Annotated in this window: 17 protein-coding genes; 6 read left to right on the top strand and 11 right to left on the bottom strand. The window is 58.5% G+C overall.

The features are described from left to right. Positions 1-398 precede the first annotated feature (398 nt). Positions 399-1,163 (top strand): hypothetical protein, encoded by a 765-nt coding sequence (locus AAFM31_RS13805; protein WP_341708510.1) that lies wholly within the window; start codon positions 399-401, stop codon positions 1,161-1,163. Positions 1,164-1,301: 138 nt separating this feature from the next. Beyond that, the gene (locus AAFM31_RS13800; protein WP_341708509.1) at positions 1,302-1,961 is read left to right on the top strand and encodes a glutathione S-transferase family protein; all 660 of its coding nucleotides are present in this window, start codon (positions 1,302-1,304) and stop codon (positions 1,959-1,961) included. Between the two features lie 20 nt (positions 1,962-1,981). Here the strand turns inward: AAFM31_RS13800 and AAFM31_RS13795 are convergent, their stop codons facing one another. After that, on the bottom strand, positions 1,982-2,869 hold the full coding sequence (locus AAFM31_RS13795; protein ID WP_341708508.1) for an ATP-binding protein: 888 nt from the start codon (positions 2,867-2,869) through the stop codon (positions 1,982-1,984). Between the two features lie 138 nt (positions 2,870-3,007). Between AAFM31_RS13795 and AAFM31_RS13790 the strand changes: the two genes are divergently transcribed. Beyond that, on the top strand, positions 3,008-5,350 hold the full coding sequence (locus AAFM31_RS13790; protein ID WP_341708507.1) for an ATP-binding protein: 2,343 nt from the start codon (positions 3,008-3,010) through the stop codon (positions 5,348-5,350). Position 5,351: 1 nt separating this feature from the next. On the opposite strand, the gene AAFM31_RS13785 is transcribed toward AAFM31_RS13790, so the two are convergent. From AAFM31_RS13785 to msrB, 3 genes are all read right to left on the bottom strand, one after another. Beyond that, positions 5,352-5,825, bottom strand: a complete 474-nt coding sequence (locus AAFM31_RS13785) for a MarR family transcriptional regulator (RefSeq protein WP_341708506.1) — start codon at positions 5,823-5,825, stop codon at positions 5,352-5,354. Further along, a complete protein-coding gene (locus tag AAFM31_RS13780) occupies positions 5,822-6,304 on the bottom strand; it encodes a glutathione peroxidase (RefSeq protein ID WP_341708505.1) in 483 nt (160 codons plus the stop codon). The genes AAFM31_RS13785 and AAFM31_RS13780 overlap by 4 nt, the downstream gene beginning before the upstream one ends. Before the next feature lie 87 nt (positions 6,305-6,391). Then, the gene (msrB, locus tag AAFM31_RS13775; protein ID WP_341708504.1) at positions 6,392-6,790 is read right to left on the bottom strand and encodes a peptide-methionine (R)-S-oxide reductase MsrB; all 399 of its coding nucleotides are present in this window, start codon (positions 6,788-6,790) and stop codon (positions 6,392-6,394) included. A gap of 143 nt (positions 6,791-6,933) precedes the next feature. Here msrB and AAFM31_RS13770 point away from each other — a divergent pair, with 143 nt between their 5' ends. The 3 genes from AAFM31_RS13770 to htpX all read left to right on the top strand — a co-directional run bounded on the left by AAFM31_RS13770 (position 6,934) and on the right by htpX (position 9,631). Further along, positions 6,934-8,145, top strand: coding sequence for a pyridoxal phosphate-dependent aminotransferase (locus AAFM31_RS13770; RefSeq protein ID WP_341708503.1), 1,212 nt, complete (start codon positions 6,934-6,936; stop codon positions 8,143-8,145). 5 nt (positions 8,146-8,150) lie between these two features. Beyond that, positions 8,151-8,576 (top strand): hypothetical protein, encoded by a 426-nt coding sequence (locus tag AAFM31_RS13765; protein ID WP_341708502.1) that lies wholly within the window; start codon positions 8,151-8,153, stop codon positions 8,574-8,576. Between the two features lie 161 nt (positions 8,577-8,737). Continuing rightward, entirely contained in the window at positions 8,738-9,631 is an 894-nt protein-coding gene (htpX, locus tag AAFM31_RS13760; RefSeq protein WP_341708501.1) for a protease HtpX, read from the top strand. 69 nt (positions 9,632-9,700) lie between these two features. On the opposite strand, the gene AAFM31_RS13755 is transcribed toward htpX, so the two are convergent. The 7 genes from AAFM31_RS13755 to AAFM31_RS13725 form a co-directional block, all read right to left on the bottom strand. Further along, positions 9,701-10,072, bottom strand: coding sequence for a DoxX family protein (locus tag AAFM31_RS13755; RefSeq protein ID WP_341708500.1), 372 nt, complete (start codon positions 10,070-10,072; stop codon positions 9,701-9,703). 34 nt (positions 10,073-10,106) lie between these two features. After that, positions 10,107-10,364, bottom strand: a complete 258-nt coding sequence (locus AAFM31_RS13750; RefSeq protein WP_341708499.1) for a ribosomal protein L7/L12 — start codon at positions 10,362-10,364, stop codon at positions 10,107-10,109. 242 nt (positions 10,365-10,606) lie between these two features. Beyond that, positions 10,607-10,999 carry a DUF6559 family protein gene (locus AAFM31_RS13745; protein WP_341708498.1) on the bottom strand — a complete coding sequence of 131 codons (393 nt, stop codon included), beginning with the start codon at positions 10,997-10,999 and terminating at the stop codon, positions 10,607-10,609. Positions 11,000-11,294: 295 nt separating this feature from the next. Further along, positions 11,295-12,314 carry an autotransporter outer membrane beta-barrel domain-containing protein gene (locus tag AAFM31_RS13740; RefSeq protein WP_341708497.1) on the bottom strand — a complete coding sequence of 340 codons (1,020 nt, stop codon included), beginning with the start codon at positions 12,312-12,314 and terminating at the stop codon, positions 11,295-11,297. Between the two features lie 16 nt (positions 12,315-12,330). After that, on the bottom strand, positions 12,331-12,762 hold the full coding sequence (locus tag AAFM31_RS13735; RefSeq protein WP_341708496.1) for a hypothetical protein: 432 nt from the start codon (positions 12,760-12,762) through the stop codon (positions 12,331-12,333). A gap of 211 nt (positions 12,763-12,973) precedes the next feature. Continuing rightward, positions 12,974-13,672 carry a hypothetical protein gene (locus AAFM31_RS13730; RefSeq protein ID WP_341708495.1) on the bottom strand — a complete coding sequence of 233 codons (699 nt, stop codon included), beginning with the start codon at positions 13,670-13,672 and terminating at the stop codon, positions 12,974-12,976. A 12-nt stretch (positions 13,673-13,684) separates the two neighbouring features. After that, entirely contained in the window at positions 13,685-14,191 is a 507-nt protein-coding gene (locus tag AAFM31_RS13725; RefSeq protein ID WP_341708494.1) for a hypothetical protein, read from the bottom strand. Position 14,192: the final 1 nt, after the last annotated feature.

Here is a 14,192-nt window from a genome sequence, read left to right as displayed (position 1 = left end):
ACCCCTGTTACCGCCGTGAAAGGGCGGTGTCCTAGGCCACTAGACGAAGGGGACGTATCCGGACTTCTCTATGCCGAGGCGTTAACCTGGCTACTTACTGCGTGATGTTCGCTGCAAGTGGCGCGCATTTTATGCACGCCCCGAAACATCGTCAACCCCTCAAGCTGATATTTTTTCAGGTTTTTTTCTATTTCCGCCATCGTCGCACCGACTGTCCGAGCCGAGCCTGTGAGCCTTGACCCTGACGCCTTTGCAACGCCATACCGCGGGAAAAAGGACTTGTCCCACTCAAATGAGTCGGCCATGATGCAAAAGTGACACTGACCCGCAACACTATGCCGGTCAGTATCGACACAGATTTGTAGAAAGCTCCGACTTCAATAAGAGAGACAGCGACAGTGTCACCACTACTTATCGGCGGTTTGCTGGCGGGAGGCTTGATCATTCTCGTCTGCGTGGGATTCATCAGCCACAGTCTGGAACGCAATCGACTGGAACGAGCGCGGCAGGCTGCAGAGCTGAACGCGCGCGTTAAGCTAACCCATCAAGCCATGAACAGCATTCCTGGCCAGTTCATGCCCGCAGAGCTTGCCAGCGTTGTCCTGCAGATCGAGGCAGCGCTGCTGGACAGACTGTACACCATCAGCAGAACCCCCGAGGTAGAACAGCGCCTCGCTCAGGCCCGCGCAGCGCTGGTGGAGAACGTCCTGCCGAACAATCCACAGGTAGATCTCGACAACGAAGCCAAGGGCAAAGAAGCGCGCGTTCAGTTGGAGAACCTGTTCAAACAACTGCAGCTGGCCGAACAGGACCGACTGATCGACAACGCCGCCTTCAAGCAGGCCGGCGGCCTGGTACGTCGTTTCATGATCACCGCCACACTCGAAACCTTCAACGCGACCGCCAAGCTGGGCATGCAGCAAGGCAAGCCGCGGGTCGCCAAACTGCAGTACGAGCGCGCGATTGCATTCCTTACTCGTCTGAATAACCCCGCGCTTGCCCAGCATCTGGAGCAGTACAAGCGTCTGCTGCAGCGCGCCGAGGCAGCAGTAGTCGAGCAGAACCGGGCCGACGAAGGCCAGCCCAGCGAATTGACTGCAGGGTTAGCCGAGCTGGAGTCAGCAGATGCCGGCTGGCAGAAGAAAGCGGTTTACGACGACTGACGTTCATGGCGGACGGCCTGCCCGTTCGCCTACCTCCGCCAGCAAGACCGGGCCAGCCACTTCCCCCCATCATCCACTGCGTCATTGCGCCAGCAGCGTGCACTGACGCCACCCACAAAATCGTACTGGAGCCTCAACATGGCCTTGACTGTCTACGGCGCCATTCTGTCGCCTTTCGTGCGCAAGGTGCGCATCCTGCTGGGAGAGCACCAGATCCCTTACGAGCACACATTCATCCCTCCCCGCGGCCAGCCAGACTGGTACTACGACATCAGCCCGTTGGGGCGCATTCCGGCCATTGTCGATGGTGATCTGAAGCTGGCCGACTCAGCGGTAATCTGCCAGTACCTGCAAGACAGCCGCGGCGGTCCATCGCTGTACGGCAGCACCCCCGAACAAGCCGCCCGCGTGCGCTGGCTGGAGAAGTACGCAGATTACGAACTGGCACCGCACTGCACCTTCGGGGTGTTCTTCCCACGTATTGTCGCCTGCAGCGTTGGTGAGGTGGCCGATGAGGCACGGGTGCAAGCATCACTGACCAAGCACCTGCCACCGCTGTTTGACTATCTGGAGGGGGAGCTTGGCGAGCAGAAGTTCTTCCTTGGCGAGCAATTCAGCCTGGCCGATATCGCAGTGGTCTGTCAGCTGATAAACATGGCCCACGGCGGAGAGCTTGTCGACGAGCAGCGCTGGCCGGGACTGTCGTCCTTGCTCAGCCGGGTTACCGCCCGCGAGAGCGTCTCGGCTCTGCTTCCGGCTGAGCATCAGTTGGTAGCCAAGCTCAGCGGCCGCATGTAAGCGGCCGTGATGACTCAGCGTCAGTTGCCGAGCAACTGACGCCCTACCCAAGAGCGCGCAAATTGGTACGCGCAACGCCCGTTGCGGTTGCCCCGCCCGGTCGCCCAGCGCACTGCCTCAAGCTGCAGCGCGTCATCCCATTGCCATTGCAAGCCATGCTCGGCAGCCAGTTGCCCAAGCCACTTCTGCACTACCGCGAGATAGTGGTCCTGGCTGAACGGATAAAACGACACCCAGAGCCCAAAGCGATCTGACAGCGCGATCTTCTCTTCAATTGCCTCACCCGGATGAATTTCACCATCAACCTGCTTTGCCGACAGGTTGTCGCTGTTGTGCTCGGGCAACAGGTGTCGACGGTTGGAGGTGGCGTAGAGCAGAATGTTCTCCGGGCTGGCTTCGACAGTACCATCAAGCACCGTCTTCAGAGCCTTGTAGCCACTGTCATCCGCTTCAAAAGCCAGATCATCGCAAAACAGGACAAAGCGCCAGGGTTGTCCGGCCAGGAGCGGCAGCAATGCCGACAGATGCACCAGATCAGCTTTGTCTACCTCGATCAGACGCATCCCCTGCGCGGCGTACTCGCTCAGCAATGCGCGCACCAGTGACGACTTGCCCGTACCGCGCGCGCCCCAGAGCAACGCATTGTTCGCAGGCAAACCACGTACAAACTGTCCCGTGTTGGCCTGTAACAACTGTTTTTGCCGCTCCACGCCTACCAGGTCGTCCAGCCGCAAGCTCAGACTGACTTGTAAGGGACGCAACTGGCAGCGCTGCCCCTCCATACTCCAGCGAGCGGCGAAGGTAGTGTCCCAGTCGACCGACGCTGGCGCTTCCGGCAGGGTGCGCTCAAAACGCTCGATAAACTCAACAACCCGCTGCATGAACTGCTCGCTACTGACGCCCGACATGGGTTTCTCCTCAGCCCGTCAAACGTGCAAGAATGCCACGCCAGCGCCACCGTCACCAATAGCGCAGCGAAGGGCCATCATACTGCCAACAATTGCGCTAAGCTCAGCAAAGGACGCCAACGGACTCGACGCCCCGCCATGGATATTCGCTTCACCAACAGATTGTCATTCAAACAGGCGCGGCTCAGCGTACTGGCCGCGTTCATTCTCGGCACGCTGCTGAGTCTGATTCAGGTCATCGTCGACTACCGCTCAGAAGACGCCCTGATCGATCAGGAGGTGCAGGCCCAGATCAATGTCAGCCTCAGCCCCGCCTCGCGCATCGCCTACAACATTGATGCCGAACTGGCCCTGGAACTGGTGAATGGCCTGCTGGAAGCTCCAGAGGTGGTGCGCGCAGAGATTATCGACAACAACGGCATAGCACTGGCCAGCGTCAGCCGTCCGATGGCGAACAGCGGCTATCGCGCCGTCAGCGATGCACTGTTCGGCCGCCGGCGCGATTACTCCCAGCCGCTGTATGTCGAACACGCACCGAACGAGCTGCTTGGGCATCTCGTTATCGAGGTCGATACGTTCTATCAGGGCGCAAGCTTCCTGCGTCGCGCCGGGCTGACCATGCTGTCGGGCTTCGTGCTCAGCCTGGTGCTGTCGCTCATTCTGATGGTGCTGTTCTACGCCATGCTGACCAAGCCGCTGGTTCACCTGATCAACGATTTGCTGAACATGAAGACCGAGGGCGAGCGCAGCCGCTTACCCTGCCCCGATGGCCACGAGCGGGACGAGATTGGCGCACTGGTCGAGGTAATCAACCGCCAGCTGCAGAGCATCGACGTTAACCTGCGCCAGAAACTCCGAGCCGAGGAGCGCCTGCGCAAGTACCTTGAAGAGCTTGAGAGCATTGTTGAGTCGCGCACTACCGAGCTGCAGCACACCAACGCCCAGCTGCGCGAGTCCAACCGTGAGCTGGAAGCCTCCCGCGAAGCCGCCCTCGATATGGCCCGTGCACGTTCTGCTTTCCTGGCCAACATGAGTCATGAGATCCGCACCCCCATCAACGGCTTGCTCGGTATGATCGGACTGACCCTGGACAGCGCACTCAATGACGAGCAACGCCAGCAGCTGTCTATCGCCTATGACTCAGGCAAGGTTCTGGTCGCGCTGCTCAACGACATTCTCGACCTGTCCAAGTTCGAGGCGGGCAAGTTGCAACTCGAGCAAATTCCGTTCGACCTCGGCGCCCTGCTGGAAGAAACCGCTAGCCTGCTATCGCAGAACGCCGGCAAGCAGGATATCGAGCTGATCTGCGAAATCGACCCGGCCTTGCCTGGCCTGCTGCTGGGCGACCCGACGCGCATCCGCCAGATCATCAGCAACCTGTTATCCAACGCGCTGAAGTTCACCGAACAAGGGCACGTTGCCCTGCGCCTCACGGTAGAACGCAGCGAGGGCGAGCAACAGCAGGTCTGCATCAGCGTAAGCGACACGGGTATCGGCATCCCGGAGCAGGCAATCAACGAGATATTCTCACCGTTCACCCAGGCCGACGCGCAGATCTCGCGCCGCTTCGGTGGCACTGGCCTTGGTCTGACACTGTGCAAGAGCTTGACCGAGGCCATGCACGGCGAGCTGGGCGTTGAGTCCACCCAGGGACGAGGCAGCACTTTCAGCGTACGTCTGCCACTGTTGCGGCACGAGCAAGCCCCCCGCTACAAGCGCCCTCAGCCCTGCTCCGTACTCATCTGGAACCAACGCGGCCATTTGCAAGGCGGCACCCTGCAACGGCTGCTAGAAAGCTGGAAGATGGCCTGTCAGCGCGTCGACTACTCTGCGGATGAAGCGCTGCCAACAAGGTTACCAAGCGCAGCTTGCTGGCTGATCGATAGCCCGCTGCTGGCTGAACGGTTACGCGAGGTGGCGCCGGATATCCCGCGCCTGCTGATCTGCAGTTACGGTCAGCAGCTCGATGCGGTTAGGGCTGAGGCCTGCCACGTTCGCCAACAAGTCGCAACGCCGCCGCCGCGCCATCGCCTTGCGCGCGCCATCGACAGTCTGTTTGAAGCGCAACCAAGCGGCGAGCAAAGCGCGGCTCAGCAGCCCCTCGGCACCGGTCAGCGCCTGCTGCTGGTAGAAGACAATGCGGTCAACCAGATGGTCGCCAAGGGGATGCTTAGCCGCCTGGGCTTTGAAGTAGACCTGGCCGAGCACGGTGAGATCGCGCTCGCCAAGTTGGCTGAACAGGACTACGCCCTGGTGCTAATGGACTGCAATATGCCAGTAATGGATGGCTACGAAACCAGCCGCCGGATGCGCGCCGACCCACGCTGGCACAACCTGCCGATCGTAGCCCTGACCGCCAACGCCTTGCACGAGGATCGACAGCGCTGCAAGGATGCGGGAATGGACGACTATCTTGCCAAACCGTTCAAGCGCGAAGATCTGCAAGGCGTACTGCAACGCTGGCTGAAGCCCGCCGAGTGACCTACTCCTGCAGATCCATCAACAACTGATCCAGCCCGCTGCGCAACACCCGCACCTGCTCGGCACTCATACCCATACTGCACATCAACGCCCGCGGTACCTCACCGGCCTGCTCGCGCAGCAGCACTCCCGCGGCCGTCAGGCTGACCTGCAGTTGGCGTTCGTCACCACCCTTGACGCGCTCACGCTGAATCAGCCCTTGGGCTTCCAGTCGTTTGAGCAGCGGTGTGAGCGTACCCGAATCCAGCTGCAGTCGCTCACCGAGCGCCTTGACGCCGGGGTGCGCTGGCGGCTCACGCTGCCACTCCCAGAGCACCAGCATTACCAGATACTGCGGATAGGTCAGCCCGAGTGGTTCAAGCAGTGGGCGGTAAGTACGCATCAGCGCGCGCGAGGCGGCATACAGCGCAAAGCACAGCTGGTTATCCAGCGCCAGCAGCCCATCCAGCTCGTCCGGGTTGCGCGTTGCGCTCACGACAACAGCGCCTCGATATCCGCGCGCAGCTGATCGGGTGCAGTAGTCGGCGCGTAGCGCTTGACTACCTTGCCCTGACCATCAACCAGAAACTTGGTGAAGTTCCATTTGATGCCCTTGCTGCCCAGCAGGCCCGGCGCCTGTTTTTTCAGCTCGACAAACAGCGGGTGGGCGTTGCTGCCGTTAACGTCGACCTTTTTGAACAGCGGGAAACTGACACCGTAATTCAGCTCGCAAAACTGGCTGATCTCGTCGCTGCTGCCAGGCTCCTGAGCGCCAAACTGGTTGCATGGAAAACCGGTCACCTGCAGACCACGATCACGGTAATCCTGCCAGAGCGATTCAAGGCCCTTGTACTGTGGGGTAAAGCCACACTTGCTGGCGGTATTGACCACCAAATAGGCCTTGCCGCCCAACTCGGCGAGGGAAGACTCGCGGTTGTCGATCGTGGTGCAGGGAATGTCCAGCAACGTACTCATGAGCGCTTCCTTGGATAACGTGATTTAAGCCCGAGCCTCAAGCGTAGCGGCAAATCAATTTATGTCAACAAAGTTGCGCACAATCAATCAAGCTTCCCGCGGCTCCAATCGCAAGCAAACCGAGTTGATGCAGTAGCGCAAACCGGTTGGCGGTGGACCGTCCGGGAACACATGCCCAAGATGCGCGTCGCACTGCGCACAGGTGACCTCAATGCGGTGCATACCGTGGCTGAAGTCCTCGTGCTCCTCCACAACGTCGGGCCGCACTGGCTGGTAGTAGCTCGGCCAGCCGCAGCCAGCATCAAACTGCGTGTCTGTATCAAACAACGGCGCTTCGCAGCAGATGCAGTGGTACACCCCAGGGGTGCTGTTGCGGTAGTAGGCACCGGTAAATGGTCGCTCGGTTCCTTTCAGACGGCAGACCTGAAACTGGGTATCTGACAACTGCTCGCGCCACTCGGCTTCGCTCTTGTTGATTTTGTTCATGAATAACACTCCGGATAACCATAATCGGGCTTTCACACTCGCCCACGCACCACGTATGATGAGCGCTTTAAGCGCGCTCAGGGAAGTCTCCACCCGCCTCCCCGACACACCCTACTCAGCCCTGGATTGACAAGGTAAGCACCATGCAGGTTAGCAAGTCCAACAAATTGGCCAATGTCTGCTACGACATTCGCGGGCCCGTTCTGCGGCACGCCAAGCGCCTCGAGGAAGAAGGTCACCGCATTCTCAAGTTGAACATTGGCAACCCTGCACCCTTTGGTTTCGAGGCGCCGGAGGAAATCCTCCAGGACGTCATCCTCAACCTGCCTACCGCCCAGGGTTACAGCGACTCCCGCGGCCTGTTCTCGGCTCGCAAGGCTGTCATGCACTACAGCCAGACCAAGAATATCCCCGGCGTCGGCATTGACGACATCTACCTCGGCAACGGGGTGTCCGAGCTGATTGTCATGGCAATGCAAGGCCTGCTCAACAACGGTGACGAAGTACTGATCCCGGCACCAGATTACCCGCTGTGGACCGCATCGGTCAGTCTGTCCGGCGGCAAGCCTGTGCACTACCTGTGCGACGAGCAATCCGACTGGTACCCGGATATCGACGATATCCGCAGCAAGATCACCCCCAACACCCGGGCGATGGTGGTCATCAACCCGAACAACCCGACCGGCGCGGTATACCCGCGTGAGGTGCTGGAGCAACTGGCTCAGGTGGCTCGAGAGCACAACCTGATTCTGTTTGCCGATGAGATTTACGACAAGATTCTCTACGACGGCGCGGTTCATGAGTCGCTGGCTGCGGTTGCCCCCGATGTGCTTTGCCTCACCTTCAATGGTCTGTCAAAGTCGTACCGGGTTGCCGGTTTCCGCTCTGGCTGGATGATCATCAGCGGGCCGAAACAGCACGCCACCAGTTATCTGGAAGGCCTGGAAATCCTCGCCTCGATGCGTCTGTGTGCCAACGTGCCATCTCAGCACGCTATCCAGACTGCGCTCGGCGGCTACCAGAGCATCAACGATCTAATCCTTCCCGGTGGTCGCCTGCTGGAGCAGCGTGACACCGCATGGGAACTGCTCAACGAGATTCCCGGCGTCAGCTGCACCAAACCCAAGGGCGCGCTGTACCTGTTCCCGCGCCTGGACCCGAAGGTCTATCCGATTCACAACGACGAGAAGATGGTGCTCGACCTGCTACTGCAGGAAAAAATTCTCATCGTTCAAGGTACCGCCTTCAACTGGCCGTGGCCCGACCACTTCCGCATCGTCTCGCTGCCACGCAAGGACGATCTGGAAATGGCTATTGGCCGCATCGCCAACTTCCTCAAGAGTTACCGGCAGTAAGCCCGGTGGCAGCCGACCTGCATATCGAGGACTTCCACCAGGATGTTGCCCGCATCCTGGTGGCGCTGTACAACCGCTTTCCCCAGCCGGGCAGCCTGTTTGTCGTCGACCTGATCGGCGAGCATGAACCAGACCCCTTCGGCGTACCCGCACCACGGCACATGGCCTGTTTCAGCACCATGCTGTGGCTCGCAGATGAGGGGTTTCTGCGTTACACCGACACCATTCGCCAGGAAGCCATCGATCAGTGCTGTTTGACCGAGCGCGCTTTCACGTTGCTCTCGGCTCCGGATCCACAGCGCGTGCAGCCCGAACTGCCAGCCAGTGTCGCACGCCAGCGAGCGACGCTTGCCCAACGCCTGCGCGACGCGCTGCACAGCGGATCAAGCAACGAAATATTCGACGCCGTACAGCAGTGCTTCCGCCGCTGACCACAGGCATTCGCCACGGAACCTGGGCACGACACGTTTTGTCATAGAGTGGCCGTTGAAAGACGCCGGCTTTCGCCCAATATAAGCCTCATGCAAATAGCCATGCCCACGAGTGGGTGGCTGTAACACCCTGATTTCATTCGATAGGACTTGATATCCCCATGATGCGCATACTGTTGTTCCTGGCTACCAACGTAGCAGTCATTCTGGTTGCCAGTGTTACCCTGAGTCTGCTGGGCGTTGGTAGCGTCCATGACGGCCAAGGTGGCATGAACCTGCAGTCGCTGCTGATCTTCTGTGCCGTGTTCGGCTTCGCCGGTTCCTTTGTATCGCTGTTTCTGTCCAAATGGATGGCCAAGCGCAGCACCGGCGCCCGCGTCATTGAACAGCCGCAGACTCAGCAGGAACGCTGGCTGGTCAATACGGTAGAAGAACTGGCGCGCACCGCCGGTATCGGCATGCCGGAAGTGGCGATCTTCCCCTCCCGCGCGCCGAACGCTTTTGCCACCGGCTGGAACAAGAACGCGTCGCTGGTTGCCGTCTCAGAAGGCATGCTGCAGCGCTTCAGCCCCGCCGAGGTTAAGGCGGTCATGGCCCACGAGATCGGTCACGTGGCCAACGGCGATATGGTCACCCTGTCGCTAATTCAGGGCGTGGTGAACACCTTTGTAATGTTCTTCGCCCGCATCATCGGTAACTTCGTCGACCGCGCGGTATTCAAGAACGAAGGCGAAGGCCCGGGCATCGGCTACTTCATCGCGACCATCTTTGCCGAACTGGTCCTGGGCATTCTGGCCAGCATCATCGTCATGTGGTTTTCACGCCAGCGTGAGTTCCGAGCCGATGCCGCCGGCGCCCAGCTGGCAGGTGCAGGCGCCATGATCGCGGCGCTGGAACACCTCAAAGCTGAACAGGGTATTCCGGTCGAGATGCCAGGCGAGATGACCGCCTTCGGCATCAACGGCGGCCTGAAGAACGGTTTGGCGGGCCTGCTGATGAGCCACCCCCCGCTGGATGAGCGCATCGCCGCCCTGCGTGCTGGCAACTACCGTTAAGCCATCAGCGCTAAACAAAAACGGGATCAGGTTTACGCCTGACCCCGTTTTTTATTACCGCGCCTGCCGTTACTTGTCATTGAGAGCCCAGATCCCGGGCCCCTTGGTCGCCATATACAGGAAGGCAAAACAGTAAAACGCAGTGATTTCACCACCATTAACAAGCGGAAACGGATGGTTCAAGCCATGCACCATCCAGTACCCCACTGCCATCGTGCCGCTGGCAATAAATGCCGCGTAGCGGGAATAGAACCCCACCATAATCAGCACGCCGGCAACCAGTTCGATCACGGCCGCACTGGTGGTCATCGCGTTGAGCGGATAGGGAAACTCGGCAGGAAAACCGAACAACTTTTGAGTCCCGTGACACAGGAACAGAAACGCGGTCACGATCCGAAACGCTGCGTAACTGTACTCAGAGTACTTCTGCAGAAACGTCATCTTATGTCTCCTCGCAACCTAGTCCCATATCGTATTAACCCGCGGGCGATCCAAGCACATAGCGGTAGACCAGATAGCCAACGACTACCAACACCCCAACCAGTACCAACCCGCCTGCGCCACCCGAGGTCTGCGAAGAACTGCTCAGGCCATGCTCTTCACAATAGCTGTCGACTATCTCTTTCGCCTCCTTCAAGCCAATTCCGCGTTCCTCGCGCAGCAGCTTGATCGCTTCAACCTTGCGGCCAGCCTGCAAAGCGCTCACGACCTGCAAATCCAGATTGTTCTTCATGTTCCCTTCCTTATGCTGATTCTGTGTTACTGAGTACTTGTGGCGCAGCTCTGCTAAACGGCCGCCCGTAGCTCACTTCCCCGCCGACTCCATTGGCAGTCATCTGTCAGCTCTGTCCGAGCGACCTGCATCGCACGCTTCGACAGTGCAGCTTCTATTGCCCCCCCCCCAATCACCTGCCAGTCCTCATCGAACTCAACATAGGTAATCATGGTCGCCCCGAATACAGCCAACAGGAACTACTAAAGACTGATACGCCCCCGACTGTTCTCCAGCCAGTCCGGCACGGGCCCACCCTGCCATCCAGGTTTTGTGCTGAGCGCCAATACCGCTTGGGCGCTGTAGCCAACATCCCCATCGAAGAATGCTTCGGCAATTTCCGCCCTGAGCAGATCAAGAAACGGCTGATCCAGCCGCAGTAGATTGACGGTGTTTTCCGACGCATCTTGCCGATACAGAGCGACCGCATAGGCAATGAAGCGCAGGTCAAGTTTCAGGCTTCCAGCAGTAGCCTGGATTTGCGCAACGGTAAACTGATCCAGCGGACCATAACGTCTAACCAGCGCAGGACCAAGTATTTGGACGTAACGCTGAAACGCCTTGCGTAGTCGGTAGCGACGCCAGAATTCAAACATATACGCGGACTCGCCGGTTGCCTGAAATCAGCAGATTTGGCCGTGCGCAAACGCTGGAAAACAGATCACATGCTGCACCAGTTCCCGCAGAGGGCACCGTCAGCATGCGCTCAGAACCGAATAAAGCTGGAACGTCACCATCCATGCTGCCGATCCATGTGGTGGAGGTCACCCGACGGTAACCCGGCCGAGCATCCTGGTAAAGCGCCCTTGCGCAGGGCAACGGCAGCACTTCGCAAAAAAAGCCGGGCAGCAAAATGCTGCCCGGCTCAAATGCCACACACAACGGGGAATGTCAGAAAAGCAATCGCCCAGTAACGGCCAGGGAGCGGACCTTCAGCTCACTGCCCCAACGCGTATCGGCAAAGCTGGCCGCAACCGAAAAGGTATCCGATAGCGGGCTATAGACGCCGACCTGATAACCATAAGAAAACTCGTCACGTTCACCTTGGTTCGGCACCTCAGTGGCAGACCAGCCGCCGGGGTTCAACACATCGTCAGGGTCGGCAGCATCCGAGTAGAGGTCGTACCCCACATTGACTCCAGCGTACGGAATGAACCACTCATTGACGCGATAGTTCAGGTTACTGGTGACGCCGAGCGTGCCAACCTGATAATCCTGACCGTCATGCCGGCGGTCGAAGACATCATAAAAGCTATCCTGCTCACCCCAAGCATGGGTAAAAGAAGCTCTTGCGTCCAACCAGATTCGCTCGGCTACCGGCAGTACGGGCGCGCTGATACCAACCGCCAGGGCGTAGTCAGTTGAGTCGGTCGACTTCTGAGTGGGGTCGGCGAAAGCGGATCCGTCGGTAATGCTGACGTTGGTGCGAACGTAGCTGAAGCTGCCGTCCACCAACAACCCGTTGTTCAGGACATAACTGCCATAGAGCATCAAGCCGTTACCGTCGTTGTCCACATCCGTGTAGCCGCCAAGAGGTGCAGGGCTAACGTCCGATTCCATTTCTACATCTTGATGCAAAATACCGATGCCCAGCACGGTACGTGAGTTAAGTCGGTAATCGATACCAGTGGCGTAGGTGTCACTGTCAGCCTCTTTGCCAAGCACGCCTCGGTCATCCTTCACGCTACTGCGCTGGTACTGCGCCCACACCGAATACGGATACTGATTGGTGGATGGCGCCACCAATGCGCGCACCTCGCTCTCAGTCAGTGTACCGTTGGTGATGCCGTCGATCAGGGCGTACATGGCGTCAAGGTTGCCGGACCGCTGAGCGGCGTCTTCTGCTGTCGCTACCGGAACAGTGCCAAGAGCAATGGTGAGCACACCAGCGAGCATAACTTTTGAATTCATGGGGATGTCCCCCTCCTCAACCAAGCGACGAACTGCCAAACGAAGTGGTCATCAACTGCTGAAGATATTGCAGCGGAGTCATGCCATCAGGCGTTTTCAGGTTTTTTGCAGCCGCTACACGAGGGTCGTTGTCATTCTCGCTCTGACGCAACTCGGCGAGCGCAGCCACATTCTGACTGAGGTACAAAAGCTCGTAGGTGGTTTTATCTGTCAGCTGTGCCACTAACTCCTGGCGTTCCGAATCGGTCAGCTGCATATTCATCGCCTCCTCCATCTGCCTAGCGATCTTTTCCGGATCCGTCGACGCCTGCTCCATGTAGGCGCCCGAGCCAGGCGGCACGAGGGCGTAACCTGGGCAGCCGGTCATCAACAAAGTCGCCGGCAATAGCAGCACCAACAGCAAACCATTACGCGTCCTTGGAAGGCGCACAAAAGGTCCGATTTTCATAAACGTCACTCCTGTGTAGCGGGTCTATTCCGCCATGTCATAGCTAAAATACCTGCGGCTTAGTCTCCGCGCGGCCCAAATTAACGTGCTGTCTTTCTCGGCACATCACACTTTTGACGTAAATAGACATGCCAACTTGGTCAAGATCAGCTGCCGATCCTGACGCGAGCACTTAATGGGGGGAGTCGAAACGAACTAACCGAAGAGACGCCTAAAGATTGGCGTGATGATCAAAACGACCAGTTTGCAGATAGATAACAACCTGTTCGATAACCTGCTTGTTGCTCATCATGAAAGTGTGGGTGACCGGTAGCTCGATGTAATCGCGCATCCCTCCGAGCTTGGCGTTTTCCGTCGACACCTTACCGTCGTTTGGTCCCGGAATGAGTGTAGACAGGATCAGATTCACGCTGCGCGTACCGGCGATGATGCCGACATCAAAATTGGCCTTACCCAGACGCCTGGGGACACTCAGTTCGCCGGTACCGAGCTGCATTCCGGCATCACCGTTGATGAAGTGAAATCCGGGAACATCGCCAAGCTCATCAACCACCTCGCTGCCACCATTAGGTGGGCCGAGCATGACAACCCGCCCGAGGTTTTCAATATCATGCTCGCTCAGATACTGACGAACCAAAATCCCGCCCAAAGAATGGGTAACAAAGTGGATTGGCTCTTCGGCGGAGCATTTGGCAATAGCAGGCGCGATGGCCAGTTCAGCAAGTTGTTCAACCGCATGATCGCGCGATGGATAGCCATCGTTGACCGTCTGATAACCCTGCTCCGCCAGCGCCTTCTGCACTGTCTCCATGGAATTCGACGTTCTCGCCAGACCATGCAGTAGCACAACGCAGGCGGCGTTGGACGCCACGGGGTACAGCAGACAAAGTAACAACAGCAGCCGCTTCATCACAGCCTCGACTCAGGGAACCAGAAAAAAGTCATGGACCGCGTTATACACATACAGCTCGCTGAACCGGCCATCGTGCTGCCGCCGTACCGCTGAGAGCAGATCAACAATCTGGGTAACCTCGCGCTCGAAGATAAACGGCGAATACAGACCTACCAGTAGGATGCCCGCGCCGCTGCCCTGGTACACCTCGGTAATCGAGGCCTTTGCGTACTTTTTCTCGACTACTGCGACTACCTCATCGGCAAAGTTTTCTTCCGGGTTAACAGCGGCCTCACGCCCGGCAGGAATGTACTCCACATCGTCAGCCGCAAAACTGGTCAAACTGCGGGCGAAGTCGGCACCGATAAAGGCATCGGTTATCTCGATCCAGCACGGCCTGCCATCAAGCACGACGACCGCATCCGGCGGGTCCGGATAGCCAACAATCTGCAACGCCCGCCCGACACCCTCCAGGTAACGCTTGAAGGAGCGCAGGACGCTCTGCTCATGAGCCTTTTTGATATCGCGTCTATTCATT

Source organism: Halopseudomonas sp. (genome assembly GCF_038130085.1).
Taxonomy (GTDB): Bacteria; Pseudomonadota; Gammaproteobacteria; order Pseudomonadales; family Pseudomonadaceae; genus Halopseudomonas.
Note: the sequence above shows the minus strand (reverse complement) of the source record. Positions and strands in the feature narration are given on the sequence as shown.

Bases quoted from the DNA above. Each gene is read 5' to 3' on its own strand.
- AAFM31_RS13795 (WP_341708508.1), bottom strand. From the start codon at position 2,869: ATGTCGGGCGTCAGTAGCGAGCAGTTCATGCAGCGGGTTGTTGAGTTT.
- AAFM31_RS13740 (WP_341708497.1), bottom strand. From the start codon at position 12,314: ATGAATTCAAAAGTTATGCTCGCTGGTGTGCTCACCATTGCTCTTGGC.
- AAFM31_RS13790 (WP_341708507.1), top strand. From the start codon at position 3,008: ATGGATATTCGCTTCACCAACAGATTGTCATTCAAACAGGCGCGGCTC.
- htpX (WP_341708501.1), top strand. From the start codon at position 8,738: ATGATGCGCATACTGTTGTTCCTGGCTACCAACGTAGCAGTCATTCTG.
- AAFM31_RS13800 (WP_341708509.1), top strand. From the start codon at position 1,302: ATGGCCTTGACTGTCTACGGCGCCATTCTGTCGCCTTTCGTGCGCAAG.
- AAFM31_RS13770 (WP_341708503.1), top strand. From the start codon at position 6,934: ATGCAGGTTAGCAAGTCCAACAAATTGGCCAATGTCTGCTACGACATT.
- AAFM31_RS13725 (WP_341708494.1), bottom strand. From the start codon at position 14,191: ATGAATAGACGCGATATCAAAAAGGCTCATGAGCAGAGCGTCCTGCGC.
- AAFM31_RS13735 (WP_341708496.1), bottom strand. From the start codon at position 12,762: ATGAAAATCGGACCTTTTGTGCGCCTTCCAAGGACGCGTAATGGTTTG.
- AAFM31_RS13745 (WP_341708498.1), bottom strand. From the start codon at position 10,999: ATGTTTGAATTCTGGCGTCGCTACCGACTACGCAAGGCGTTTCAGCGT.
- AAFM31_RS13755 (WP_341708500.1), bottom strand. From the start codon at position 10,072: ATGACGTTTCTGCAGAAGTACTCTGAGTACAGTTACGCAGCGTTTCGG.
- msrB (WP_341708504.1), bottom strand. From the start codon at position 6,790: ATGAACAAAATCAACAAGAGCGAAGCCGAGTGGCGCGAGCAGTTGTCA.
- AAFM31_RS13780 (WP_341708505.1), bottom strand. From the start codon at position 6,304: ATGAGTACGTTGCTGGACATTCCCTGCACCACGATCGACAACCGCGAG.
- AAFM31_RS13730 (WP_341708495.1), bottom strand. From the start codon at position 13,672: ATGAAGCGGCTGCTGTTGTTACTTTGTCTGCTGTACCCCGTGGCGTCC.
- AAFM31_RS13750 (WP_341708499.1), bottom strand. From the start codon at position 10,364: ATGAAGAACAATCTGGATTTGCAGGTCGTGAGCGCTTTGCAGGCTGGC.